We start from the raw sequence: 23589 nt of genomic DNA, 5'->3' as shown, positions 1-23589 counted from the left end.
CGTTGATACTCACGTGCCCTCCTCTCTGGAGGTGTAGACGCCGCGGTAGTACGCGGGTGGCCAGGTGACCGGGTGCCACGGATGGATCAGCAGCCCGGACTCGTAGCCGAACTTGGGGTTGTCATGCACGTACCTGTGGCACGTGCTGCAGACGGCGGCGAGGTTCGCGACCGTGTGAGGGCCGCCCTGCGAGCGCATCAGCCGGTGGTGCAGGTGCTGCGCCCCGCCGGTGCACACGCCGCGGATCATCGCCTCGCACGCGCCGTCCGCTCGCTCCAGGACCTCCCGGGCGACCGCGGCGGGCATCCTCTGCTTCACCATCAGGCCCCCTCCCCACGTCCCGCGACGGAGTACATCTGGCGGACGTTCGCGCCGATGCTGCGGATCGCGTCGAGCTCCTTCTCGAAGGCCTTCACCCGACGGTTGACGTGCGAGTACTCCACCTCGGCGAAGTCCTTTGCGTCCCGCTCGTCGATCGTGGCGAGTTCGACCTCGGCCTCCCGGTCTGCGACGGTCTTACCCTCTGCGGCGAGCTGCGCGTGCGCTTTCGCCCTGTCGTAGGCCGCGTCGGCCTGCCGGTAGGCGCGGAGCTTGTTCGTGACCTGCTGGACGCCCGCGGCGATCATCTTGGACAGTTCCATGATCCGCTGTTCGACCTGTACCGGGTTGAGCGGCTCAGTCGGTGGCGTCTCCATCGGTCACCACCTCCGGGGTCACGGTCTCGACACCGTCGTCCGCGGGTTCCGCCTGGGCGGCCGAGGACAATCGCTTCCCGATCTCGACCCACTGGTCATAGACCCCCAGTCGGCGGGCCTCGCCCTGCTCCTGCAGCAGCGCGTCCCGGTCGGTGAGAGTGCGGCAGCGCTCCAGGAACTCCTGGGCCTCCCGGGCACGGGCCTGCGCGGCCGCCTGCGACTGCTGCGGCGTGCCATCCGGCGACGGCCGGACATACGTCGACGCCGACGTTGCCGCTGTGACGCCCATCTGCTCGAGCAGGGCCTCGACGGTGAAGCTCGGTCCGATCTTCTTCTCCCCGCCCGGCGGCAGCTGCAGCTTCGTGGACGCGATCTTCGTCATCAGCCAGTCCCGGGGCTGCCGGGCCTGCATGATGACCGTCGCCTGGTACGGCAGGTTCTTCTCCGCCCGGATCTTCCACGTGGTGTCGCCGGTCGGCTTGCCGCCCTCGACGACACTGACGTTGTCCAGGCGGGCGGTGAGGATCACCGGGCCGGGGAAGCTGCGCAGCGCGCCGAGGAAGTCACCGAGGGCGTCCTTCGCCGCATTCCACAGGTCCATCGTGATCTGCGCGTCACCGCCACCGCCGCGGCCCTTCTGCTGCGCCCGCATGTTGGCCTGGTGCTGCGCCATGTCCGACAGCAGCGTCCACACCTCCGTCACGGAGTCGACGATCATCAGATTCGCCTTCCCCTCCGCCGGGGCAACCGCGGCCGCGGCATGGACCGATGCGAGGATCTGCCGCCACGTCCCGTCATGCTCCACGATCTCGTAGTCAGATCCCGGCACCGCGGCGTACTCGTCGCCCATGCGCTCCCCGACCTCGAGGAAGAAACTGCGGTCGATGAGGTCCATGCTGGTGGCCTCGACCGCGGACCACGTCTTACCGCCGCCCTCGACGCCGGCGAGGATGATGATCGGCCACGACACCTGACCCGTGGGCCGGCGCGTCCGCAACTGGTTCACAGCGGTGCTCCTTCCTCTTCACGGATCGCCCGGGCTACCTTGTCGTAGCCGTAGTCCTCGCCCTGGATCACCTCCACCGCCCACACCAGCGCCGGGAAACCGAAATACAGGCGGCCCCTGTTCGTCTGGTCGGCTTTGCAGGCAGCTCGGATCAACCGGTAGATGAAGCTGTCCTCGCCACACGGGACGGCCAAATCGTGGTTGTGGTTGAAGAACCACAGCACCTGCCGCATCTGCCTGGTGTTCTCACTCATCGCCGGCCTCCAATTCCGCCTGCGCCGTCAGCGCACGGTTGCCGGCGACCAGCTCAGTAGCGGCATCCTTGCCCGCCTGCGACGGACGCACCGACATGACCGGCGCCCCGGTAGCGACCTCCACCCCAGGGATGCTCTCGCCCTTCTCCGCGGCCCGGAGGTAGTGCGCCTCATCCTGCGACGACAAGGCCGGCTCCACGAGCTCCGGGTAGTCCGCCTCCAGCAGCGCCAGCGCCCGCGGCATGTCCGTGATCCGCAGCCCGATCCGCCCCGGTGCGTCCTCGGCGACGTGCCCGAGCAACGCGGCCCGGTCTGTGACCCTGGCTTTCGGCTTCGGATCGGAGTAGGACACGGTGCCGAGCGACTGGTCGTCCGTGCGGGCGGTGATCTTCTCCCCGCGCTCCATGTCGGCCTGCAGCTCGGCCCGGTCCTCGTCATGCCGGGCCTTGAGTTCCTTCAGTACTGCGGACTGCAGCACCACCCGGCGCGCTCGTGCGTTACGCTGCGCCAGCAGTTCCTTCATCGTGCTCATTTCCCCATCTCCTCTACGTGGCCTCGGATCGTCGCGACCGCGTCCTGCGCGTGCAGCGTCGTCATCCGCTTCATCCCCAAGCCCGCGTGCATGTCGGTCTGGTACCAGACCTTCTGCGCGCCGGCGTCCCGTGCCGTCTCCTTCGCCGTGGCCAGGAAGCGCTTCGCGGCGCGCTCGTACCGGATCTGCCGCTCCCGGTCACGACCACACATCCGCGACATCTCGAGGTAGTGGGCGGCCGCCTTGTACGCCTGCCCGACCATCACCGCGTCGGGAATGTCCATGCTCACCACAGGCTCATCACCACCAGGAACAGGGCCCGGAAGACCATGTAGACGATGATCATCATCGCGGCCACGGCCAGGGCGCCGAAGATGTACTCGACGACGCGGAATGTCCTGCTCTCCTGCGCGATTTCCAACGGCGTGGGCTCCGGTTCCGACCAGTGCCGGCCGATGTACGACGTGCCCACCGGATGATCCACCATGCTCTGCAGGAACTGCTCCGTGTCCGTCAGCTCTCGTCTCATGCCATGCTCCTCTCCCCCGCGACCCACCGGTCAACGGCTGCTTTCGACCACGTGATCGTGCTGCGCACCTTCAGCGGGCACAGCAGCATCACCGCGTCGTCACGGTCCTTGATTCCCTCCCGGAGCGTCGTCGGACTGATCCCGACCCGCTCCGCCACCTCCTCGGTGGTGTAGTACTCCCGGTCCTCGACCGGTATCCTCGTAGTCATGGTGACCTCCTACGGTCTCCTCATGAGCCGCCCCGCGCAGGTCTGCCAGGACATGCGGGGCGGCTTCTCAATTTCTCAATGGACAGGGCGGGGTGCAGCTGACGCCTTCCTCAGCGAAAGGTGCGAAAGCCGGTCATGGGCGCCGCTTACGGGCGAGCAACACGCCCGCTGTGACACCCCGCCCCCGTGCCCCACCCCGGTCATGAGCCGGTACCGGACCTCGTCCGGCAGCAGGGCGACACCGCCATGGTTGAATAGGGGGTATGGCAGACCCCGCAAAACTCCTTTATGACCAGCTCAATAGCTGGAAGGTTAAGAACAATGAGACCACCGCAACTATTCGGTCCCTCAACACAAAAAATGGGTGGGAACAGCAGCGACTAGCAGCTCAGCGCCTGCTGGACGTAGAGGAGCTTCTACATCGCCTCCGGGACGATGGCTCCCCCATGCTGGCCGCCGAGAGACACTTGTCCCGGTGGACCCAGATGGTGTTCGGCTACCCGAAAGGTTGGACCACAAATGGGGCGGACAATCTTCACGCAGATTCTTTGGATGTTCTCCTGACTGCCTCTGGAACTTTCAGCATCTACATTCCAAAATTCGAGAAAACAGGCCCCTCCGACCTGGACAACTTTCTCGATGCAATCCTCGCCCATCTCAAAGATGACTCCACCTACTTAGCCGATCATGCCCGGCGAATCATCGCTCACTTGAAGAAACTACTTGTCGACTGGCAAGCCCTCGGAGAATTCCGCATCACCGATGCAGTAAAGGACCTCGAGAGGATCCTCGACGAACTCGCCAAGAAGGAACCGCAGGACCCCTTCTGGAGAAGAGCTCGGGATGCTACGTGGGCATGGTTCAAAAAGGACGTCATGCTCGGGGCGATTACTGGAGCAACCATCGTCGCGCTTCAGTCCGGAGCCCAGTCCGGGGCAGAGATTGTGCAAGAGCACGTACAGCATCAGCTCTCCTCATCCACTCAATCAGAATTGTCAGAAGGCGCTGACGACTCAGCCGGATCGTCATAGGATGGCTGGGCGCTGATAGCGGACTCCAGTGCTTCGCTGATTGCCTGGTCGATGACGACGCCTGACGGGACCCCGGTCAGCGTCTTGTCCTTCACCCTGCTCAGCACCCAGTTGACCGCGGCGCACTCCGTCAACGTCATCTCCATAGGGACGAGTCGATCATCCATACGGCACCTCCTGTAGTCGATGGTCAGTAATCGGCACCCGTGTGGCGCCCGTGCCCTACCCCGTCCACGACGACGGCGGATGACTGATCATCAGTAGGGCTGGTATTTATATCCGCGCCGGTCGTTGCCTCCCGTGGGGCCGCTAAGCCACACTCCGGGGTTCCATCGTCCTGTCAGCGTCACAAGGTCATCGCGATCTACTCGGCGGATACGATGGTCCGCCATTCCTCACACGCTCGCTCTTGGCTGTCCAGGCAGGTATCTGTCCGGCGCTATGCACTGTTCAGTTTTCAAATACTCACGACCACAAGGGTCTAGTGCTCCCACTCCCCCACGACGAGGACGGCCAGCAGACTGGCAGTGGAGCGGGTCGCCCGTGCTTCCCCCACAGGCGACCAGGGGGGCTATCTCAGTAGGGCGATATCGAAAGCGATGTCACGGATAAAATCCATGCGCTGCTTATCACCAACCGCCTCCGCCTCTTTCGCCCGCTTCACTAGCACTTCCAGGCACTCGTTGAATGCGACGAGGCGATGGAACATCTTCGGGTCCACGCTCATGACGGCAACCTCCGTTCAGCCTGGTCAAGGTTGTCCCGAGCCTCGGCAAGGTTCGATGCTGCCTCTGCGAGGTTCCTCTCCGTGTCGCGGTTAAGAGCCTCTGCGGATTCGATGGATTCCCATGACCGACGATTAAGTTCGGCTATCTGCCTCGAATCACGAATGAAATAGGCCAATACTGCGATTGCGCCGACGACACACAGGACGGCGAATCCAGCGAGTGCGGTGATCATGCCGACACCTGCTCTCCGCCTGGCGTTCCCGGGAGCTTCATGGCGTTAGCCAGCAGGAACGACGCGGCCGCCTTGACGTAAAGGGTCTGGCGGACCTGCCCGTTGTGGTAGCGCGGGGCGTTGTGCTGCGGGCGGAGGTCGAACAGGTTCCGGTAGTCCGAGTACGGGCGGTACTCGTTGCGGTCCACGACCTCCCCGGCCTTGTTGGAGAACTCGCGGGTGACAGACTTCCGGAAGATCACCTTCCGTCCAGTCAGCAGGTCGAACGCCTGCGGGCGGCTCAAACCCCACTGCCGGCCCCAGTCCTCGACGGTGATGACGTCCTGGTCATCAGCAATGAACCGATCGTGGTACTCGATGGCCGGTGCCGCCGCGGCGAGTTCTGCGGTGGCCTTGTCGGCCCGGTCCTCCGCCTCGATCACCATCTGAGCCAACGCTCGACGGTCCGGGAGGGCGGCGACGGGGCTCTGTGCCCGCTTCTCACACTCGAGGAAGTACGCCCGGGCCTGGCGGCCCTTCTCGTTGCGCTGGATCATGCTGACCTCTTTGGCCATGTCCAGGGTGAGGATGTGGTCCTGGCGCTCGACGGTGCCGCGGCCCTGGCGGGCAACCCGGTCAGAAATGACCGTGTAGTCCTGACCTTCGGTGAAGCCGTAGGCGACCATGCGGGGAAGCCAGTGCCGGTACTCTGCCCCCACTTCGAGGAATTGGTGGAGGGCTCGGCCGCTGACGGCCTGGCGACCGTCGTCGGTCTGGGTGATCGGGATCAGGTCGCTCATGCCGTCACCGCCTCGCGGTCGCGGATCTCAGCGGTGATCTCTTCTGCGTCGGTGACGAGAAGTGCGGCGAGCGTGCGCACGTCCTCTGCTACATCCGTCCTGCCTAAGTCGCTGAGGTTCCCGGCGAGCTTGTAGGCCTTGCTCGCGGCCCGGTACAGGCCGGAAGACCGGCCGTAGTCGTAGTCGTTGTTGCTCATGGTGTAGACTCCTTGGTGGTTGAGTCCCCGCTTCGGCGGGGCCTTTTTCGTATCCGGGGGTTAGGCGGCGACTCGGGGGTCGTCTGCCAGGTCGAAGTACCCGGCGACGTAGTCCTTGTCGCCCTGCAGGGCGCTGACTCGCAGAGCTACCCGGGCGGATACCTTCGCCCCGGCCCGCAGCATGGGGAGCTGATCGGGCTGCACTCCGACGTAGAGGGCGAGCTGCTCGTCGGAGGTGAACCGTCGAGAGCGGGCGATAGCGTCGAGGGCGCCGGGGCGAAAGCGGTATGCCGGCGCTGCCTGTGCGTCGATCACTGGTGCCTCCTTGGCTGGTGGTCTGTAGTGCGGTACTGTCTCGCAACCGCTGATACGAGTATGCATCCAGCGATACCGAATGGCAACGCTGTAACTACGAAACACCCCCGTTATATACCCCCGTCATGTCTTTCTACGTGCAACTATGGCGATTGATACCAACGTGCATTACAGTGACCATCATGGAACACAGAGCATGGATCGACGGACTTATCGCCGGAGACTCGTACCGAACCGCAGCCGAGAAGATCGGCACCAACGGGTCGACGATCACCCGGCAGCTCAACAAGGGGCACCTCTCCCCCGAGATGGTGATCTCGTTGTGCCGCGCCTACGGCCGCTCACCCGTCGCCGGACTGATCGAGACCGGGTACCTCAACCCCTGGGAGACCGAGGGCGTCTCGATTCCCTACGCACTCAAGGAGGCGACGAACAAGCAGATCCTCGACGAGATCATGGACCGCTCCGACCCGGAGGCGACCGTCCTGTTCGGCGGAGGGGATGACGTGATCGACGTCGCCCCCGTTGCTGATGTGTTCCCCTTCCCCGACTCCCCCCGTAGTTTCGATGGCGAACAGGCAGAACCCGACGAAACTACCCCAAGTGTCCGCCCCCTCGAATACGTTGCTGATAGCAGCGACACCGAACCAGAGGAGGGCGATGACGATTACCACGACGGACCCTGAGGCATACGCCAGGGAGAACAACATCGCCGTGGGTGACCACCACGGCGGCGAGAAAGGCCGACGCCACCCAGACGGCAGCATCACTCTCCGATCAGACCTCGGGCCCATTGCCCGACGCTGCACCCTCGCCCACGAGCTCGGCCACCACACCTACGACCACAAACCCACCACCGACCAGGTACTCCACAACCGGCAGGAACGGAAAGCCGACGAGTACGCCGCCCGCATGCTCATCGACCCCGATGCCTACCGCGAGGCCGAAGCGCACTACGGTCCCCACGCCGGCGCGATCGCCTGGTCCCTCGGCGTCACCCGACACCTCGTCGAGGTCTGGCGGGCCATGGTCTACACCACCCCTCATAAGCTCACTGTGAGAAACTAGACAGAATGCCGGCTTGACGACGGCGAGCCCCTACGAGAGGAGACCACCATGACCACCCCACGGAACTGGCCAACCAACGGCCAGCAACCCCACCCCACACCACCCATCGCCCCTGCCCACCAGTACGGACCAGGCGGCGCCACACCCCCAGCCAAGACCATAGACGGCTTTACTATTTGGACCGTCGTATCCACCATCGTCTTCGTCGTCGCCGGGGCGCTCGCATTCCTCGCAGTCGACGAAGCTGTCTACAACACCGACCTCGTACTCGGGATCATCTTTGCCATCTTCTCCGGGGTAGGATTCGTCGGGATCATCCTCTCCCGCATCGGCGCCGCGATCACCCGGACAGGAGCGGGACGATGACTATCCGACGCACAGCACTCGCTGTCGTCACCGCCGGCGCGCTCGCACTCACCGCCTGCAGCAACGACGACGGCCAGGCCGACGACATCACCACACCGACGACCACGGAAGCCACCGACCAGGCATACACACTCGGCGAAACGGTCAAGATCGGCGACACCGTCACCATCAGCGACACCGCGATCGAGACCAAGAACTGCTCGTTCCTCGAGGACCCCGTCCGGGACGGCGTCCCCTTCCAGCTCGTCGCCACCGTCGAAAACCAGACCGGAGAGGAGATCATCGAAGCTCTCTGGCCGTCCGACTTCTCTTTCACCGATCCGGACGGTCTCACTGTCCAGTACCTCGACATGGGCGGACAAGAGGACTGCGACAGCGAGCACGGATCGAAGTTCGTCGACCTCGGCGACGGAGAGACCCGACGCGCAGCACTGACCATGACCGCACCCGTCGGCGCGACGGAGATGACATACAAGCCGTCGACAATCGAGGGCGCAGAGTCGGTGACATGGGACGTGTCCGGACTCCTCGACGAGACCGCCACGCCGGACGAGGACTCTGACGGGCCCACACCGACCCCCGCAGCGGACTCCCCTGAGCCAGCCGGCGAGTCGGCAGGCGAAGTCACCGCCACCTGCGCGATGGACCCCATCTACCAGCCCGGGACCACGTTCTACTCCGACGGCACCAGCGGCTACACCGCAGCATGTCAGCAGCAGATGGAAGACGCGATGGAGGCGTCCGGGAACTACCCTGACTACCCCTTCGGCAACGTCGACCCGAACTGGACCGAAGAGGACGCCATGCGGGGCCGGTCCTACGACGACATGAGCAACGCCGAGCGGTCGAACCACGGCCTCAGCGCGGCGACACCGAACAATTGCGACGGGTACCTCGGCGCCCACGAGGACCCGGACGACTCGCACTGCTAGACACGAAAACGGCCCCCACCGACGGGCAAGACCAATGCATAACACCTCGATCCGCCCATCCCATGCGCCCGCAATTACCTATGATTAGCTCCACACCCATATGCCCCGGTGACCACCACAGCAGCGATCACCACCACCCCGCAAGAAAGAGAAGCCACCAATGACAATAAGGCGACCCGCCACAGCCGCGCTCGTTCTCGCCGTGCCCATCGCACTGTCCGCCTGCACGACCAACGACGATAACCAGACCACCACCCCTGCGAACAGTACAACACTGGAAGCCACCCAAGCCCCAGAAGACCGAGCCGAAATCGGCCAACCCATCACCGTAGCCGGAGCTGAAATCACACCAACCAACCTCCGGCCGGCCGAACAGTCAGAACAAGAGCACACCTGCGTCGACATCAACATCAACGTCGCCCCAGACGCCAAACCACTCGAAATCGACGGCCTCGCCGCGTGGAAACTCTACGACCCCACAGACACTGCCCGCCTGCAGACAGCCAACGACGACACTCAACACCTTCCTGAGGCCATCGAACCGGGTCAAGAAGCACGAGGAACGGTGTGCTTCGAAAACGCTCCCGGCACCCCAGGCGACTACCAGCTCCGATTCAGGGGAAACACCGACCCGCTCACCAACGAAGCCGTTTGGACCGGGACGCTGCAATAAGCGAGCTATGACCCGTGACTCTCAAGTGACCTCGCCGCACCAGAAGCCACCACGAGCGCTCGTCATACTCTGTGCCGTCATCGGAACTGTCCTTGCCATACCAGGAGGAGTCGTCATTGCGCTCCTGATCATTTCAGTAGTGCTCCAGATGTGACCACTGCACATAGCTAGTCAGCCCTCACCGCCGGCCAGGGCGATGAGGGCCAATGTCCAACCACGAACGCAAAACACGCATGTCAGACAGGAGAAGACTATCATGAGCGTGCAACGACGACCGAAGACCGGCAAGCCAAAGAGCGGCCGTGTGCGGTGGATCGTACGGTACTACGACCCATCCGGACGAGAGCGCTACAAAACCTTCACCTCCGCCAAGTACAAGAAGCCGGAGAAGGCCGCGAAGGCATACGACGAGGAGCAGTCCCGTCTCCTCCGTCGCCGCGAGTGGGTCGACGAGGACAACGCACCTCTACTGAAGGACCTATGGCCACTGTGGGAAGCCCTCGCCACCAACGACGGCACCCGGGCGGTGCGTCAGCTCGTCGGCAAGAACCTCGGGGACCTTGGCAGCACGAAGATTACCGAACTGCGGCCCACGCAGCTCCGCGGCTGGCAGGCAACCCTGCAGACGGGCCGCCCGTGGGTGAAGGGCTGCACCGGGCTGTCGCTGAACACCCGTGTGAACTGGTGGACGCAGCTGTCCGGTTGCCTGCACATGGCTGTCACCGATGAGATGCTGCTGGTCAACCCCTGCTCGAAAGTCCCGGGGCCCGGCGCAGGTGCCGAGCCGGTGGACCCGCGCATGCTGCCGACGCTCGACCAGATCCGCGCCGCAGTGGCCCACGCCGACGACACGGGCCGGGACACCATCGCGACGATGATCATCCTCGCAGTCTCGACCGGCATGCGCCCAGGCGAGGTCGGCGGCCTCCGGTGGAGAAACGTCGACCGGCAGGCTGGGGTGATCCACGTGGTGGAGCAGACCGTGCAGCGACCGGCGGAGGGATCGGACGGTTGGGGCCCGGTGAAGACCCGGTCGTCGCGGCGGAAGATCCCGGCCCCGCCGGAGACGTTGAACCGGCTTCGCGAGCACCGGTTGCGGCACCCCGCTGCGGCGGACGACGCGATGTTCCGGACAGCGACCGGGCTCCTGTGGTCATCCGACCGGATCAACCACGCGGTGAAGAACCTCACCGACGACGGGTGGGGCTTCCATGCGCTGCGGCACGTGTACGCCACCTCGCAGCTCGCCCGGGGGCGGAGCATCAAGGCAGTGCAGAAGGCCCTGGGGCATGCATCCGCGGCGACGACGATGGACACCTACTGGCATGTGCTCCCGGACGAGGAGGATCTACTGCGTGGATCTGCGTCGAGTCTGGTACGGGCACTGTACGGGCAGGAGCCACCGGAGCTGCGGACCGCGACCGGCGGGGCGAAGCCAGAAAACCCCCGCTGACCTCTACTTGAGGATCTGGCGGCCCATCACCATGCGGCAGATCTGGTTGGTGCCTTCGTAGATCTGGGTGATCTTGGCGTCGCGCATCATCCGCTCGACCGGGAAGTCGCGGGTGTACCCGTAGCCGCCGAGCAGCTGCACGGCGTCGGTGGTCACCTGCATCGCGATGTCGGAGGCGAAGGTCTTCGACCCGGCGGCAAGCAGGCCCAGCTTCTCGCCGCCCTCCGCCTCGCCGCGCTCCGCGTTCGACGCGGCGGTGTAGATCATCAGCCGGGCGGCGTCGATCTTCATCTTCATGTCGGCGAGCATGAACTGGGTGTTCTGGAAGGCCGCGATGGGCTTGCCGAACTGCTGCCGCTCCTTGACGTACGCCACGGCGGCGTCGAATGCCCCCTGGGCGATGCCCAGGGCCTGCGCGCCGATCGTCGGACGGGTGTGGTCGAGGGTCGCCAGTGCCGTCTTGAACCCGGTGCCCTCCTCACCGATGATGCGGTCGCCGGGGATCCGGCAGTCCTCGAAGTACAGTTCCGCCGTCGGGGACCCCTTGATGCCGAGCTTGTGCTCGAGCCCGCCGACGCGGAACCCGGGGTCGTCCTTGTGGACCATGAACGCCGAGATCCCGTTCGCCCCCGCCTCCGGGTCGGTCACCGCCATCACGGTGTACCAGGTCGACTTCCCGCCGTTGGTGATGAAGCACTTGGAGCCGTTGATCACCCACTCGTCACCGTCCTTGACGGCCCTGGTCTTCATTCCGCCGGCATCCGACCCCGCCTCGCGCTCGGTAAGCGCGTAGGACGCCATGGCACCGTCGACGATGTCCGGGAGGACCTTCTGCTTGAGCTCCTCGGAGCCGGACAGGATCAGGCCCATCGTCCCGAGCTTGTTCACCGCCGGGATCAGCGACGACGCCCCGCACACCCGGGCGACCTCCTCGATGACGATCACCGCGGCCAACGAGTCGCCGCCCTGCCCGCCGTAGGCCTCGCCGATGTGGATGGCATTGAAACCGCTGTCGTTGAGGGCCTTCAGGGCCTCCTCCGGGAAGCGCTCGTCCTCGTCGACGGCGGCGGCGTAGGGAGCGATCTCCTGCTCCGTCAGGCCACGGATGCTGTCGCGCAGCTCGCGGTATTCTTCCGGCAGCTGGAAGAGGTCAAAATCAGGGTTGAAAGCCATGGACGTTCAGTCTCCTCGGGAAAATCGTTGGACGTGCTCGCACCGGACGTTACCCGGACCGGCGCGCCACGACCGGAGTACCCCGAACCCGATGTTGTGATTCAGCCTACACTGGGGGTCATGGTTACTCAGCACACGCAGGGCACCGCGAACAGGACAGACACCGCCACCGGCACGGTCCGCGGCTCCAGGTTCCGATGGGCCGCAGCCGCGGGCGTCCTCGGGGCGTCGGCTGTCCTCGCCATGTCCGTCCTGAGCTCATGTTCCGACGGCGACGGCACGGGTAGCGGCGGTGCCGACGTCTCCGACACCGCCGGCACCACCGCCAGCACCGGTGCCGGGGCCCCGGACAACGCCGGCGGGCAGGAGACCGCTCCGGGCGGTGACGCCACCGCGCCGACCACCGGTGGCGACGGATCCCGGTGCACCACCGACGGCCTCGACATCACGCTCGGGCAGAGCCAGGGTGCGGCAGGCAGTCTCCTGGTCGACGTCGACTTCACCAACTCCTCCCCCGGCCACTGCACCCTCGACGGATTCCCCGGGGTGGTCCTCGTCGACGACACCGGCAGCCCGGTCGGGGCACCCGCCGTGAGGGAGGACAACGTGCCGGGCAGCCCGGTCGACCTGGCTCCCGGCGACTCGGCGACCGCCGCGGTGAAGATCTCACGGGCGGAGAACTACGACGACCAGGCCTGTGGCCCCACCCCCACCAGCGGGCTGCAGGTCATCGTCCCCGAGGAGACGGCCACCACCGTCCTCGATTTCACGGGCGGTGACGGCGGGCTCGGTGACGTCACCGGCTGCAGCGCCGACGCCGTCGAACTGCTGTCTGTCCAGCCCCTCACCGCTGGCGCGTGAGACCGGAGGGTCAGGGGCGTCAGGGGCGTCGAGGGAGACAGGGACGGGGGCCGCGCGCCCGCATCACCGGCGCCGCCGGCACCACCGTGGCCTGCGGTGTCACCGCCGCCGCCGTCGCCCTCCGCGGATGGCAGCTGAGCCAGCGGACGTTCTACTGGGACGACCTGGTGATCCCCGCCCGCTTCCGCGACACCGGGCTGTGGGTGCCCTACGACGGCCACCTCATGCCGGGGTCGGCGGCGCTCCAGGTCCTCGCCGACACCGTCGCCCCGCTGCAGTGGTGGCTTCCTGCCACCGTCACCGTGGTCGCGACCGTCGTCGCCGCGGTGCTCTGGTGGAGTGTGCTCGGCCGGCTCACCGACCGCACCCCGGTCCGGGCCACGGCCCTCACCGCCCTGGTGTTCTCCCCGTTCCTGGGGACGGCGTCGGCGTGGTGGTCGGCCGGTGTCAACGCCCTGGCCTGGCAGATCACCGCCGCCGGCGTCGGCCTCGTCGTCCTGTCCACCCCGGCGCGGGCACCCGTTCGCACGCTGCTGGTCCGGTCGTCCGTCGCCGCGGCGGTGCTGCTGGCGGGCCTGGTCATGACGGAGAAGGCGCTGACGGTGGTGCCGGCGCTGTTCGCGGTAGTGCTGGTGCTCCGGGGGCGCCAGCGGATCCCGTGGGCCGTCGGAGTGTTCCCTGCTGCCCTGACGGTGTCCTGGGCCTGCCTCTACCTCGCTCTCGTCGACCGGGGACCGGACACGGTGTCGCCGGGGCTCGACGGGACCGTCACGGCGTTGGGTTCCTCGGTGGTGCCCGGTGTCCTCGGCGGCCCGTGGAGCTGGGACCGGTGGAACCCGTCACCGGTGTTCTCCACGACGGCGGTGCCCGTCCAGGTCGCGGCGGCGGCCGTGGTCGTGGCGCTGCTGGTGGCCTACCTCGTGGCGTTGGGGCGGCGGCGTCCGGCCGGTGTGCTGGCCCTGACCGCGTCCGCCGGCTATCTCGCGGTGATCCTGCTGCTGCTCCGCGCGGGACGTGCCGGGGAGGGGTCCACGGACCTGCTGGCCCGTGGCATGCACTACTACGCCGACTGGTGGGCGGTCACCGTCCTGCTTCTCGTCGCCGCCGTCGGTGGGCGGCACCGCCAGGACGCGCCCGCCTCGACCGTGGCAGCGACGAGGCCGCGACCGGCACTCGCTGCCGTGGCCTGTCTCCTCTTCGCCGCGAGTTCAACGGCCTCGACGGTCACCTGGGTCGCGCAATGGTCCGGCGACGAGACCGCCGGCTACCTCGCCGGCGTGCGCGCGGCGGTGGCTGAGGCAGAGGCCTCCGGTATCCCGGTGTTGGACCAGCACACCCCCCTCGAGGTCCTGACCCCGCTGATGGCGCCCTACAACACCATCGGCCAGGTCGGTGGGCAACTGCACGACGGTGCCGGCATCGGCGCGGTGACCACACGTCCGCAGGTCGTCACCCCGGACGGGCGGCGCACCACCGCCGGGGTCGCCGACGTCGCGCGCAGCGCCCAGGGCGACTCCCCCGGCTGCGGCACCCGGGTGGAGGCCGGCCGACCCACGATCATCCCGGTGGCCCCGGCATTGCCCTTCGGCGACTGGACGTGGGAGTTCACCGCCACCGCCGACCAGCCGGTCACCGTCGCGCTGTCCACCCCCAACGGGCTGGAGGACGAGGCCCAGTGGCGTGCCCGGACCGTCGACGTCGCGGTGGGCACCGACCTCGTGACCAGGTGGGTCAACCTGTCCGGCGGCGGGGGGACGCTGCTGGTGGAGGTCGACGGCCCGCCGGGCTCCCACGTGTGCGTCGGAGCCGGGGCGGTGGGGCCGCTGCTTCCCCGCTAGGGTGGGGAGCACACCGCTGCCCCGTGACGCAGCCAGGAACCGACGAAAGGCACCCACACCATGTACGACATCGTCATCATCGGCGGACACGGGAAGGTGGCGATGCTCACCGCACCGATGCTCGTCGAATCGGGCAGTACCGTGACCTCGGTCATCCGTGCCCGGGACCAGTTCAACGACGTCCGGGAGACCGGCGCGACTCCGGTGGTGGCCGACGTCGAGACCATGAGCACCGACGCCCTCGCCGACCTCCTGGAAGGACATGACACGGTGATCTGGGCGGCCGGCGCCGGCGGCGGGGACCCGGAACGGACCATGGCGGTGGACCGTGACGCGGCGATCCGCACCATCAACGCCGCCGAGGAAGCCGGGATCAGCCGGTTCATCATGGTGTCGTGGTCGGGGTCCTACCTGGACCACTGCATCCCCGAGGAGAGCAGCTTCTTCCCCTACGCCGAAGCGAAGGCCGCCGCCGACCAGCACCTGCGCGACTCGGAGCTCGACTGGACGATCATCGCCCCCAGTCGGCTGACCGACGACCCGGACCGCGGTGGGATCGAGATCCTCCCGGAGGGCGACGGGCGCACCGACGCCACCGAGGTACCGCGTGAGACGGTGGCGCAGACGATCGTCGCCGCACTGGAATGTCCCCAGACCTCCGGGCGGGTGGTCAGGTTCAACGCCGGCAACGACGACCCCCACGAGGTGCTGCGGAGAATCGAGTGGTGAGCCCGTCGGACCCCACCCCGGCCACACCCGTCGAGGCGCCGGACGTCGCCCTGCTGTTCGAGGGCGGGGGCATGCGCAACAGTTACACCGCCGCCTGCGTGGCCGCACTGGTGGAACAGCAGGTCCGGGTGGGCTGGGTCGGCGGGATCTCCGCCGGTGCCTCGCACACGGTCAACTTCCTGTCCCACGACGCCGAGCGTTCCCGCCAGAGTTTCGTGGATTTCGGTGCCGCGCCCGGCACCGGCGGGATCAGTTCCTTCCTCCGAGGCGACGGCTACTTCAACGCCGAGTACATCTACGAGACCTCCGGGCTGCCGGGCAACGAGTTCCCCTTCGACTGGGAGACTCTCGCCGCGGACCCGACGCCGTTCCGTATCGGGGCCATGCACGCCCGGACCGGGGATACGGTCTACTGGGGCCGCGACGACATCACCGACCTGCCGTCGCTGATGAAGCGGGTCCGAGCGTCGTCGACGATGCCGGTGCTGATGAAGACCCCGGAGGTCGACGGTGAGCCCTACGTCGACGGGGCGTTGGGGTCCTCCGGCGGGGTCCTCCTGGAGGCCGCGGAGAACGACGGGTTCGAGAAGTTCCTGGTGGTCTGCACCCGCCCACGGGACTACGTCAAACCTGAGGTGAAGTACCCCGGCGCGGTGCGGCGGATCCTGCGGGACACCCCGGCGGTGGCCGAGGCCGTGATCACCCGGCCCGCCCGCTACAACGCCACCAAACGTCGGCTCCTCGAGCTGGAGGAGCAGGGTCGGGCACTGCTCTTCTTCCCTGACCACATGCGTGTCTCCAACACCGAGCGCCGGGTCGAGAAACTGCGGGCGTCCTACGAGGCCGGTGCGGCCCAGACCCGGGCCGACTGGCCCCGGTGGATGGAGTTCCTCACCGCCTGACATGGTGGCCCCCTGGGACGTAACGGTAGGTCGACGCCACCGATTGTTTCAATGAGTGAACATGACCGGACGTCAGCCGGACGTCACGCTGCCCCTGGAAGTGATGCACCATGTCCTCCCCACGCACATTTCGCCGACGGCTCCTCGCCGGTGCCGCCGCACTCGCCACCTCCGCCGCGTTAGCCGTCGGGCTCGCCGGCCCGGCGCAGGCCCGGGACAGCCGCCCCCTGGCGGTCTACCAGATCCCCGCTCTCGGACTCCACGTCAGCGGACTCGTCGTCCCCGGACCGTATGTCGCGTCGGTGATCGCCCGGTCCACCGGAACCCCCGGCGAGGTGACGATCTCGGCCCCCGCCGCCCCCGCCATCTGCTCCGGCAGCGCGACCTCGTCGCGGGTGACCGTCAACTACCTCAACCTCACCTCGGGGAAAGCCGGTGAGGTCACGGTGAAGCCGTGCCGGAACGTCCTCGACCCCACACCCCTGGACATCGTCGCGGAGACCGGTAGCGGCCAGGTCGCGGTGTCGATCCGGGTGACCAACTCACCGCTGTACCCCGACGCCGGCCAGCCGTCGTTGCCCGGGGCCGGCACATTCCTGGTTCCCTGACCGCCTGTCGTCCATTCCGCGCCCGTGGGCTTTGTCCTAGGATAGGAACCTCTCTGTCCCCGTCCTTCCCGGACAACCTACGGAAACCTACGGAGTTCATGATGGCCGGTGGCCTGATCGCCCTACTCGACGACGTCGCCCTCATCGCACGCAAGGCCGCGGTCAGCAGCCGCGACGTCGCCCAGGCTGCGGCGGCGACGAGCACGAAAGCCGCCGCGGTCGTCGTCGACGACGCCGCGGTGACCCCCAGCTTCGTCCAGGGTGTCAGCCCCGCCCGCGAGCTCCCCATCATCTGGCGGATCACCAAGGGGTCCCTGGTCAACAAGATCATCGTCATCCTGCCGGTGATCCTCCTGCTCAGCTGGCTGGCGCCGTGGGCGTTGACCCCGATCCTCATGGTCGGCGGCACGTACCTGGCGTTCGAGGGCGCCGAGAAGATCTGGCACGCCGTCGCGGCCCGCCGGGGCGGGCACGGGCCGCACGCCGACGACGGCGAGGACGGGACGTCCAAGACCCCCGACGACGAGGATTCACTGGTCAAGGGTGCGGTCCGCACAGACTTCATCCTGTCCGCCGAGATCATGGTCCTCTCGCTCAACGAGCTGACGGGCCGGGCCCTGCCGGAGCGTGCGGCGATCCTGGTCGGTGTGGCGTTGCTGATCACCTTCGTGGTCTACGGGGTCGTGGGGCTCCTGGTCAAGATGGACGACGTCGGGCTGGCTCTCGCCGACCCCGCCCGCAACCGGGCCGGCGTCGTCCGCAGCCTGGGACGCGGGCTCGTGGCACTGATGCCCCGCATCCTGACGGTACTGTCGGTGGTCGGCACCGCGGCGATGCTGTGGGTCGGCGGGCACATCCTGCTGGTGGGTGTCGACGAACTGGGCTGGCACACACCCTACGGCGCCGTCCACCACCTCGTGGAGGAGCTCGTCGGGGCCGGTGCGGCGGTCCAGTGGCTGGTGGAGACACTGTGTTCAGCGCTCACCGGGCTCATCGTCGGCACGGTCGTCGTCGGTGCAGTCACCACCGTCACCGCCGTGACGGCCGCGCGTCGGCGGACGCGTACACCCCGGTGACCTCCTCCTACTGCGCTCCGTCCACACCCGCGCGGGACAGGTGGAGCACCGGGTACGGGCAACCGGCCTCGTCGAGCTCGTCCCGGGACGTGACCGTGAATCCACGACGCCGGTAGAAGTCCAGCGCCTGGCGGTTCTGATCGTTGACGTCGACCCGGGTCACGCCGTGTTCCCCGACCGCACGGTCCAGCAGCAGTGTGCCGACGCCCTTCCCTCGTACGTCGGCGTGGACGAACAACATCTCGAGACCGCCGTGGACGGTCCCGGCGAACCCCACCGGGACCCCGTCGAGCTCGGCGACGGTCAGCCGGACCTGCGGGAAGTAGTCGCCCGGCAGGGCCGTCTCTATGGCGTCGCGGTCTGATTCGGTCAGGAAGTCGTGGGTGGCGTCGACGGCGGACCGCCAGATCTCGACCAGCCGCGGGTACTCCCCCGGTCCGCGGCACTCTCTCAGCGTCGTTTCAGTCATGACGGTCACCCTACATCCAGTCGCTGCGGCGGAAGAAGATGTACAGCAGCAACGCGACGCCGAACATCATGCCCAGCGCCATCGGGTAGCCGAAGGCCCAGTGCAGTTCGGGCATGTCGTCGAAGTTCATCCCGTAGATCGCGCCGACGAGCGTCGGGGCGAACAGGATCGCAGCCCAGCCGGAGATCTTCTTCATGTCCTCGTTCTGACGCTGTGCGACGAGCGTGGCGTTCACGTTGAGGATCTGCGCCAGTGCCTCGCGTTGGTCGGCGGCGAGTGTTCCGGCCCGGGTGAGGTGGTCGGCGACGTCGTCGAGGTACGAGCAGAGGTCCTCGTGGATGTCGTACTTGACGAAGCCCGCACGGAGGGCGTCCAGCACCTCGGTCATCGAGGAGACCGTCTGCTGGACGTCGATGACCTCCTGGCTCAACCGGTAGATGCGCTCGGCGACCGCGGCGTCGCCGCTGAAGACCTGCCGCTCGATCTGCTCCTTGTCGATGGCGATCCCCCGGAGCACCGGCGGGTAGCCGTCGACGATCGCGTCGAGGATGCGGTAGACCACCGCCTCCGGACCAAGGCCCAGGACCTCCCGGTCGTTCCACAGCGTCCGGTGGCCGGGCCCCGTGCCGTCCGGTGTTTCCGGGCCGGTGCTGTCGGTGCCGTCGACCCACCGACCGTCCTGGCACAGTACGGCGACGGCTCCCTGGCGGACGAGGAGGTGGAACTCGGAGAAAGCGACGTCCTCCGCCTCATCGTTGTACCTGGCTGACCTGGCGACGATGAACAGCACGTCGTCGTAGCGTTCCAGTTTGGGCCGCTGGTGTGCGTTGACCAGGTCCTCGACCAGCAGAGGGTGCAGGTCCCAGGCTTCGGCCAGTTCGCCGATACCCTCCCTGCCCGGCAGGGGGTACTCGAGCACGACCAGGCGTCCGGGACGGTCGGTCGCCGATGCGGTGGCTTCCGCCACGGTGGTGCCCTCGGGGGCGGCGTGGGCGGTGCCGTCGTCCAGGTAGGTCACCACCGGCGGCGCACCCTGCGGTGCCGGGGAAAGTCCGGCGGCGCGCTGCTTGCTGCGGGCACGCCTGCTGATCCTGCCGTCGTGCGTCCTGCGGTTGACCATGTCCCTGCCTTCCCGACCCGGGGTACTGTCCGGTGTCCGGAAGACACCCTATCCCCCGCCCCTCCGAGAGGACACGGCGGGACACAGCGGGACGCAGCGCCCTCAGGCGGTGAGTACCGGACTCAGCCCGGACCGGAATGTCATCCTGGTGGCCGCGGACCGGTCGACGCTGGCCTGCACGAGGATGGGCAAGTGGTCGGAGCGCCCCTGGGGCAGGGCGTCGACCCGGGAGCGCCCGAAACCGCGTGAGACGGCGAAGTCGTAGTTGCCCCGCAGAACGCCGTAACGGGAGTAGGTCGCCCCCTCGCTCCTGGCCATGTCGAAACCGTGGGCGCCGACATGCCGACGCAGACCACCCTGGAACAGCGGGTAGTTGAAGTCACCGACCATGACCGACGGCAGGCCCGACCCGATCTCGCTGAGTGCGTCGAAGGAGGTACGGATCTGCTGGCGACGCAGCGCGTTCGTCGCGGTCAGCGGGGCTGCGTGGAACGAGGCGACGAGTACGTCGCAGGCGTGCTTGGCGTCGTGTGCGCGGACGGTGACCAGGCGTTCGGACGCCGGCTTCATCACCCGGTCGTGGAAGGACTTCTCCAGCGCGGTGACGTGGAGGTCCTTGACGTCGAACCGGTCGGCGTCCAGGTAGACGGCCAGGCCGAGACGGTTCTCCGTCGTCGCGTGGACGAGTTCCAGGGAACCCAGGCGGGTCGGCAAGCGACGGGTGTCCGCCTCCTGGACGCAGATGGCGTCCGGGGCGTGGGTGACCGCGAGTGGGAGGAGCTCGGTGACCGCGTTGTGTTTATGCAGGTTATAGCTAATCAGCTTCATTGGTCACCGAGCTTAGCGCATTCCCGGGCAGGAAAGATGAGTATATACCGTGGGATCGTCAACTGATTCCACAGGAAAAGGTGGTGTCGCGTGCCGTCAGCGGACCTGACCGTCGACGTAGAACCACCGTCCGTCTTCCCGGACGAACCGCGACCGCTCCTCCATCACACCGACGCCGCCCGCCTCGTCCAGGTAGGTCGCGCGGAATTCCACCACCCCGGAGTCATCGTCGGCCCCACCGGCGACGGTGTCGATGACCTGCAGGCCACGCCAGTGCGGGTTGTCCAACATGTCGAGGTCCCGCGGCCGGGTGGAGGGGTGCCAGGTCCGCAGCAACCAGTCGGCGTCGCCGCGGCGGAAGGCGTCGAACCGGGAACGCATGAGCGCCTCGGCGGTCTCCGGTTCCTCCGCCGCCGTCGATGTGTCACCCACGGTCTCAGAGCTCCTGGCCGGCCCAGGCGTCGTTGTAGAACTCCTGGGACCGGGACTCCAGCAACTGCTGGTAGATGTCCGGGTCGAGGTTCTGCGCGGAGTCCTCGGGGATACGCTCGGCGAACGCCGAGACACCCAAGCCGGCCTGCCGGCCCTTGAGCTCGATGCCGGCGGCCTCCAGGATCGTCGGCATCATGCTCAGCTGGTCGACTCCGGGCCGCATCGTCGCGGTCTTCTTGCCGTCCCCGGGCACCCAGAACCTGTTGAAGATCGTCCGGTTCGGGTGGTCGCCGAGCTCCTCACCGAAAGCGTTGCTGGAACCCATGTGCTTGAGGTGGTCACCCATCAGCACCACGGCGGTGTCCTCCAGGTACCCCTGCTCCTCCATGTAACCGACGAAGTCGGCGACCTCGTTCATCGAGCAGGCGAACATCGAGGTCACCTCGCTCTCGGTGTCCACGTCGCAGTAGTTGTAGATGTGGACCGGCTCGTGGGTGTCGACGGTGAGCATGGACAGGTTGAACGGTGTCCCTGTCTTGGCCGACTCCGCGTGCAGGGCGTCGACCTTCTCCTTGGCGTTCGCCATCAGCCGCTTGTCGCTGAGTCCCCAGTCGCCGCGGAACTGGTCGGCCGGCTCGCCCTTGGCCCGCCAGTCGTCCAGGTCGTACTGCTCGTCGTAGCCGTGGGTGGCCAGGTACTGGTCCTTGGCGGCGAAGGAACCGTTGGCGCCGCCCATGAAGACGTTCCGGTAGCCCTGCTCCTTGAAGATGTCACCGACGCAGGTCAGACCACCCAGGTAGTTCGCGACACCACTGCCGAGCGAGTTAAGGCCGGATTGACCGGTGACCAGACCGTTGCCCTTCAGCGGGACGCCGCACTGGGTACCGGTGATCCCGGACATGGTCCACCCCCCACCCTCGTACTGCTGGAAGTTCCCGACGTCCTGCCATCCGTCCTCCTCGCGGGTGACGTCCTTGAGGGGGACGAACGGGTCCTTCTCGAACAACGTCGTGTCCTCGAGCGTCGCCTCACCCGACTCGAGGTAGATCATCACGACGTTGCGGGCGTTCTCCGCGGAAGTGACCACAGGCGGCTGGTAGTACTGGTCGATGGTGTACTCGGAGTTGGCGGCCCTGATGTACGCCCCGACATGGACCGAGGAGCCGAACATCGCGGTACCGCTGACAACGACCACCACAACCAAGACGACGGACACGGTGCGCTGGAGCCAGCCACGGCCCACCGGGACGGTGACGTCCTCGACCGCAGCGGCCCGGCGACGCTTGACACGGTGGCGCACGTAGGCGATGAGGACGGTGAGCGCCACCGGAAGGACGCCGAATGCCAGGACCCCGAGCCAGACGAGGTCGCCGCCACCGCCGTCGGTCTGCATGGAGACGAGGTTCATCATCATCTGGTCGACGGTGATGGACCCCCAGAACATGTGGATGCCGATGCCGACGATGAACAGCGTGAGAGCCAGCCAGATCAGCACGTAGACGGCCACGTGGCCGATGACTGCGCCAACCCGTTTGGCCGTGGTCTTAGCGGCTCCAGACAATGGGACTTCTCACCTTTCCGACGCAGAGCACGTGTCGTGCGGGGTCGTTCGTCCTGCGGTCACGCACTGAGCCTGCAGGGATTCATCCGTTGAACTCCAGAAATTCAACCATAGTTCACCCACAGGACGCGAGAAAGTGATTTATGGAGTTACCGACATCACGCGGGACCCGCGCGCTGTGACGGCTGCGGACCAGTGCCTACCGCACCATCGCGGCCAGGGTGCGCGCGAGCTCCCGGAGCTGCGCCGGCTCTCGCTCACAGTTGCTCACCGCACCGTCCCGGTACTCGCGGGCGGCGGCACGGAGCATCTCGGCACCGGGCATCCCGGCACCGGCGGGGTCGAGCCGTCCGGCCACCGCGGCCACTGCAGCGTCCTTGGCGACGATCTCACCGGTCTCGACCGTGTGCACCGCCCGCGCCAAGGTGAGCAGGACGTTACGCGGATCCTGGTCCAGCTCCTCGAGGAGCGCCGGAAGCACGGACCGCTGCGCCTGTCTCAACTGTGCGACGGGAATGGCCTCGACCATGTCCTCCAGCGGCGGACCGTGGAGGACCCGGTGCGACGCCAGGGCCGTCGCCAGCAGGATCACCACGTCCGGGTCCCACTCGGGTTCGGGGACGTACCCCTGCACGACGGCGCCCCTGAGCCACTCCCCGAACTGGAAGTCGCGGCGCGGGGCGGCGGCCAGCGGGTGGAGGTCCGCCGCGACGAGGCTCGTCACCTCCAGCGGACGCCGGTGCGCGACCTCGGGGAACGTCCCGGAATGCCCCACCCACCCCGACAACGCCAGCACCTCCGACAGCAACGAGGCCCGTTCGTCAGTCTGCATCGACCTGTCGGTCACCAGGAGCAGGTCGACGTCGCTCTCCGGCGCGAGCCGGGAGGTGGTACTCGAACCGTAGAGGTACACCCCGACGATCCCGCCGGGGTCATGTACCAGCACCCTGTCGAGGAACGTACGGATCACATCGTCCATGCCACACGAGCGTA

General features: G+C 67.0%; 33 protein-coding genes. 13 read left to right on the top strand and 20 right to left on the bottom strand.

Annotated features, from left to right (window positions below; all coding sequences use genetic code 11):
• Positions 1–9 precede the first annotated feature (9 nt).
• From MUN33_RS11040 to MUN33_RS11005, 8 genes are read right to left on the bottom strand one after another with little or no spacing between them, the layout of a single operon-like run.
• Positions 10–321, bottom strand: a complete 312-nt coding sequence (locus MUN33_RS11040) for an HNH endonuclease (protein ID WP_244804970.1) — start codon at positions 319–321, stop codon at positions 10–12.
• On the bottom strand, positions 321–695 hold the full coding sequence (locus tag MUN33_RS11035) for a hypothetical protein (protein WP_244804969.1): 375 nt from the start codon (positions 693–695) through the stop codon (positions 321–323). Before MUN33_RS11035 ends, MUN33_RS11040 begins: the two co-directional genes overlap by 1 nt.
• Positions 676–1701, bottom strand: a complete 1026-nt coding sequence (locus tag MUN33_RS11030) for a DEAD/DEAH box helicase family protein (RefSeq protein ID WP_244804968.1) — start codon at positions 1699–1701, stop codon at positions 676–678. Before MUN33_RS11030 ends, MUN33_RS11035 begins: the two co-directional genes overlap by 20 nt.
• Positions 1698–1955 (bottom strand): hypothetical protein, encoded by a 258-nt coding sequence (locus MUN33_RS11025; protein WP_244804967.1) that lies wholly within the window; start codon positions 1953–1955, stop codon positions 1698–1700. The genes MUN33_RS11030 and MUN33_RS11025 overlap by 4 nt, the downstream gene beginning before the upstream one ends.
• Complete coding sequence (locus MUN33_RS11020; protein WP_244804966.1) at positions 1948–2487, bottom strand: hypothetical protein; 540 nt, start codon at positions 2485–2487, stop codon at positions 1948–1950. The genes MUN33_RS11025 and MUN33_RS11020 overlap by 8 nt, the downstream gene beginning before the upstream one ends.
• Complete coding sequence (locus MUN33_RS11015; RefSeq protein WP_244804965.1) at positions 2484–2771, bottom strand: hypothetical protein; 288 nt, start codon at positions 2769–2771, stop codon at positions 2484–2486. The genes MUN33_RS11020 and MUN33_RS11015 overlap by 4 nt, the downstream gene beginning before the upstream one ends.
• 2 nt (positions 2772–2773) lie before the next feature.
• Positions 2774–3016 carry a hypothetical protein gene (locus MUN33_RS11010; protein ID WP_244804964.1) on the bottom strand — a complete coding sequence of 81 codons (243 nt, stop codon included), beginning with the start codon at positions 3014–3016 and terminating at the stop codon, positions 2774–2776.
• Positions 3013–3225, bottom strand: coding sequence for a helix-turn-helix domain-containing protein (locus MUN33_RS11005; RefSeq protein WP_244804963.1), 213 nt, complete (start codon positions 3223–3225; stop codon positions 3013–3015). The genes MUN33_RS11010 and MUN33_RS11005 overlap by 4 nt, the downstream gene beginning before the upstream one ends.
• Before the next feature lie 263 nt (positions 3226–3488).
• On the opposite strand from MUN33_RS11005, the gene MUN33_RS11000 reads away from it, so the two are divergent.
• Positions 3489–4256: a hypothetical protein gene (locus MUN33_RS11000; RefSeq protein WP_244804962.1), complete on the top strand. Its 768-nt coding sequence runs from the start codon at positions 3489–3491 to the stop codon at positions 4254–4256.
• Between the two features lie 571 nt (positions 4257–4827).
• On the opposite strand, the gene MUN33_RS10995 is transcribed toward MUN33_RS11000, so the two are convergent.
• From MUN33_RS10995 to MUN33_RS10975, 5 genes are read right to left on the bottom strand one after another with little or no spacing between them, the layout of a single operon-like run.
• Positions 4828–4983: a hypothetical protein gene (locus tag MUN33_RS10995; protein ID WP_244804961.1), complete on the bottom strand. Its 156-nt coding sequence runs from the start codon at positions 4981–4983 to the stop codon at positions 4828–4830.
• On the bottom strand, positions 4980–5216 hold the full coding sequence (locus MUN33_RS10990) for a hypothetical protein (RefSeq protein ID WP_244804960.1): 237 nt from the start codon (positions 5214–5216) through the stop codon (positions 4980–4982). Before MUN33_RS10990 ends, MUN33_RS10995 begins: the two co-directional genes overlap by 4 nt.
• Positions 5213–5995, bottom strand: coding sequence for an antA/AntB antirepressor family protein (locus MUN33_RS10985; protein ID WP_244804959.1), 783 nt, complete (start codon positions 5993–5995; stop codon positions 5213–5215). The genes MUN33_RS10990 and MUN33_RS10985 overlap by 4 nt, the downstream gene beginning before the upstream one ends.
• Positions 5992–6192 (bottom strand): hypothetical protein, encoded by a 201-nt coding sequence (locus MUN33_RS10980; RefSeq protein WP_244804958.1) that lies wholly within the window; start codon positions 6190–6192, stop codon positions 5992–5994. The genes MUN33_RS10985 and MUN33_RS10980 overlap by 4 nt, the downstream gene beginning before the upstream one ends.
• A gap of 60 nt (positions 6193–6252) precedes the next feature.
• Entirely contained in the window at positions 6253–6507 is a 255-nt protein-coding gene (locus MUN33_RS10975) for a hypothetical protein (RefSeq protein WP_244804957.1), read from the bottom strand.
• 182 nt (positions 6508–6689) lie between these two features.
• Here MUN33_RS10975 and MUN33_RS10970 point away from each other — a divergent pair, with 182 nt between their 5' ends.
• From MUN33_RS10970 to MUN33_RS10945, 6 genes are all read left to right on the top strand, one after another.
• Complete coding sequence (locus MUN33_RS10970; protein WP_244804956.1) at positions 6690–7193, top strand: helix-turn-helix domain-containing protein; 504 nt, start codon at positions 6690–6692, stop codon at positions 7191–7193.
• Positions 7168–7575: an ImmA/IrrE family metallo-endopeptidase gene (locus tag MUN33_RS10965; protein ID WP_244804955.1), complete on the top strand. Its 408-nt coding sequence runs from the start codon at positions 7168–7170 to the stop codon at positions 7573–7575. Before MUN33_RS10970 ends, MUN33_RS10965 begins: the two co-directional genes overlap by 26 nt.
• Positions 7576–7623: 48 nt before the next feature.
• The gene (locus MUN33_RS10960) at positions 7624–7941 is read left to right on the top strand and encodes a hypothetical protein (protein WP_244804954.1); all 318 of its coding nucleotides are present in this window, start codon (positions 7624–7626) and stop codon (positions 7939–7941) included.
• Positions 7938–8873: a hypothetical protein gene (locus MUN33_RS10955; protein WP_244804953.1), complete on the top strand. Its 936-nt coding sequence runs from the start codon at positions 7938–7940 to the stop codon at positions 8871–8873. Before MUN33_RS10960 ends, MUN33_RS10955 begins: the two co-directional genes overlap by 4 nt.
• Positions 8874–9075: 202 nt before the next feature.
• A complete protein-coding gene (locus MUN33_RS10950; protein ID WP_244804952.1) occupies positions 9076–9546 on the top strand; it encodes a hypothetical protein in 471 nt (156 codons plus the stop codon).
• A 256-nt stretch (positions 9547–9802) separates the two neighbouring features.
• Positions 9803–10999 carry a tyrosine-type recombinase/integrase gene (locus tag MUN33_RS10945; protein WP_244804951.1) on the top strand — a complete coding sequence of 399 codons (1197 nt, stop codon included), beginning with the start codon at positions 9803–9805 and terminating at the stop codon, positions 10997–10999.
• Positions 11000–11002: 3 nt separating this feature from the next.
• On the opposite strand, the gene MUN33_RS10940 is transcribed toward MUN33_RS10945, so the two are convergent.
• Positions 11003–12172: an acyl-CoA dehydrogenase family protein gene (locus tag MUN33_RS10940; protein WP_244804950.1), complete on the bottom strand. Its 1170-nt coding sequence runs from the start codon at positions 12170–12172 to the stop codon at positions 11003–11005.
• A 120-nt stretch (positions 12173–12292) separates the two neighbouring features.
• Here MUN33_RS10940 and MUN33_RS10935 point away from each other — a divergent pair, with 120 nt between their 5' ends.
• The 6 genes from MUN33_RS10935 to MUN33_RS10910 all read left to right on the top strand — a co-directional run bounded on the left by MUN33_RS10935 (position 12293) and on the right by MUN33_RS10910 (position 18186).
• Positions 12293–13033, top strand: coding sequence for a DUF4232 domain-containing protein (locus tag MUN33_RS10935; RefSeq protein ID WP_244804949.1), 741 nt, complete (start codon positions 12293–12295; stop codon positions 13031–13033).
• Positions 13030–14871: a hypothetical protein gene (locus MUN33_RS10930; protein ID WP_244804948.1), complete on the top strand. Its 1842-nt coding sequence runs from the start codon at positions 13030–13032 to the stop codon at positions 14869–14871. Before MUN33_RS10935 ends, MUN33_RS10930 begins: the two co-directional genes overlap by 4 nt.
• Positions 14872–14931: 60 nt before the next feature.
• The gene (locus MUN33_RS10925) at positions 14932–15600 is read left to right on the top strand and encodes an SDR family oxidoreductase (protein ID WP_244804947.1); all 669 of its coding nucleotides are present in this window, start codon (positions 14932–14934) and stop codon (positions 15598–15600) included.
• Entirely contained in the window at positions 15597–16502 is a 906-nt protein-coding gene (locus MUN33_RS10920; RefSeq protein WP_369414962.1) for a patatin-like phospholipase family protein, read from the top strand. The genes MUN33_RS10925 and MUN33_RS10920 overlap by 4 nt, the downstream gene beginning before the upstream one ends.
• Positions 16503–16612: 110 nt before the next feature.
• The gene (locus MUN33_RS10915; protein ID WP_244804946.1) at positions 16613–17110 is read left to right on the top strand and encodes a hypothetical protein; all 498 of its coding nucleotides are present in this window, start codon (positions 16613–16615) and stop codon (positions 17108–17110) included.
• 101 nt (positions 17111–17211) lie between these two features.
• Positions 17212–18186, top strand: coding sequence for a DUF808 domain-containing protein (locus tag MUN33_RS10910; RefSeq protein WP_244805507.1), 975 nt, complete (start codon positions 17212–17214; stop codon positions 18184–18186).
• A gap of 7 nt (positions 18187–18193) precedes the next feature.
• Here the strand turns inward: MUN33_RS10910 and MUN33_RS10905 are convergent, their stop codons facing one another.
• The 6 genes from MUN33_RS10905 to MUN33_RS10880 all read right to left on the bottom strand — a co-directional run bounded on the left by MUN33_RS10905 (position 18194) and on the right by MUN33_RS10880 (position 23575).
• Positions 18194–18655, bottom strand: a complete 462-nt coding sequence (locus tag MUN33_RS10905) for a GNAT family N-acetyltransferase (RefSeq protein ID WP_244804945.1) — start codon at positions 18653–18655, stop codon at positions 18194–18196.
• 10 nt (positions 18656–18665) lie between these two features.
• A complete protein-coding gene (locus MUN33_RS10900; RefSeq protein ID WP_244804944.1) occupies positions 18666–19775 on the bottom strand; it encodes a magnesium and cobalt transport protein CorA in 1110 nt (369 codons plus the stop codon).
• Between the two features lie 102 nt (positions 19776–19877).
• Positions 19878–20603: an endonuclease/exonuclease/phosphatase family protein gene (locus MUN33_RS10895; RefSeq protein WP_244804943.1), complete on the bottom strand. Its 726-nt coding sequence runs from the start codon at positions 20601–20603 to the stop codon at positions 19878–19880.
• Between the two features lie 96 nt (positions 20604–20699).
• Positions 20700–21035, bottom strand: a complete 336-nt coding sequence (locus tag MUN33_RS10890) for a YchJ family protein (RefSeq protein WP_369414961.1) — start codon at positions 21033–21035, stop codon at positions 20700–20702.
• 4 nt (positions 21036–21039) lie between these two features.
• Entirely contained in the window at positions 21040–22542 is a 1503-nt protein-coding gene (locus tag MUN33_RS10885) for an LTA synthase family protein (protein WP_244804942.1), read from the bottom strand.
• A gap of 253 nt (positions 22543–22795) precedes the next feature.
• Complete coding sequence (locus tag MUN33_RS10880) at positions 22796–23575, bottom strand: aminoglycoside adenylyltransferase domain-containing protein (RefSeq protein ID WP_244804941.1); 780 nt, start codon at positions 23573–23575, stop codon at positions 22796–22798.
• Positions 23576–23589: the final 14 nt, after the last annotated feature.

It is taken from the genome of Corynebacterium kalidii (assembly GCF_022869005.1).
GTDB classification, from domain to species: Bacteria; Actinomycetota; Actinomycetes; order Mycobacteriales; family Mycobacteriaceae; genus Corynebacterium; species Corynebacterium kalidii.
This window is presented reverse-complemented; position numbering and strand designations above follow the sequence as displayed.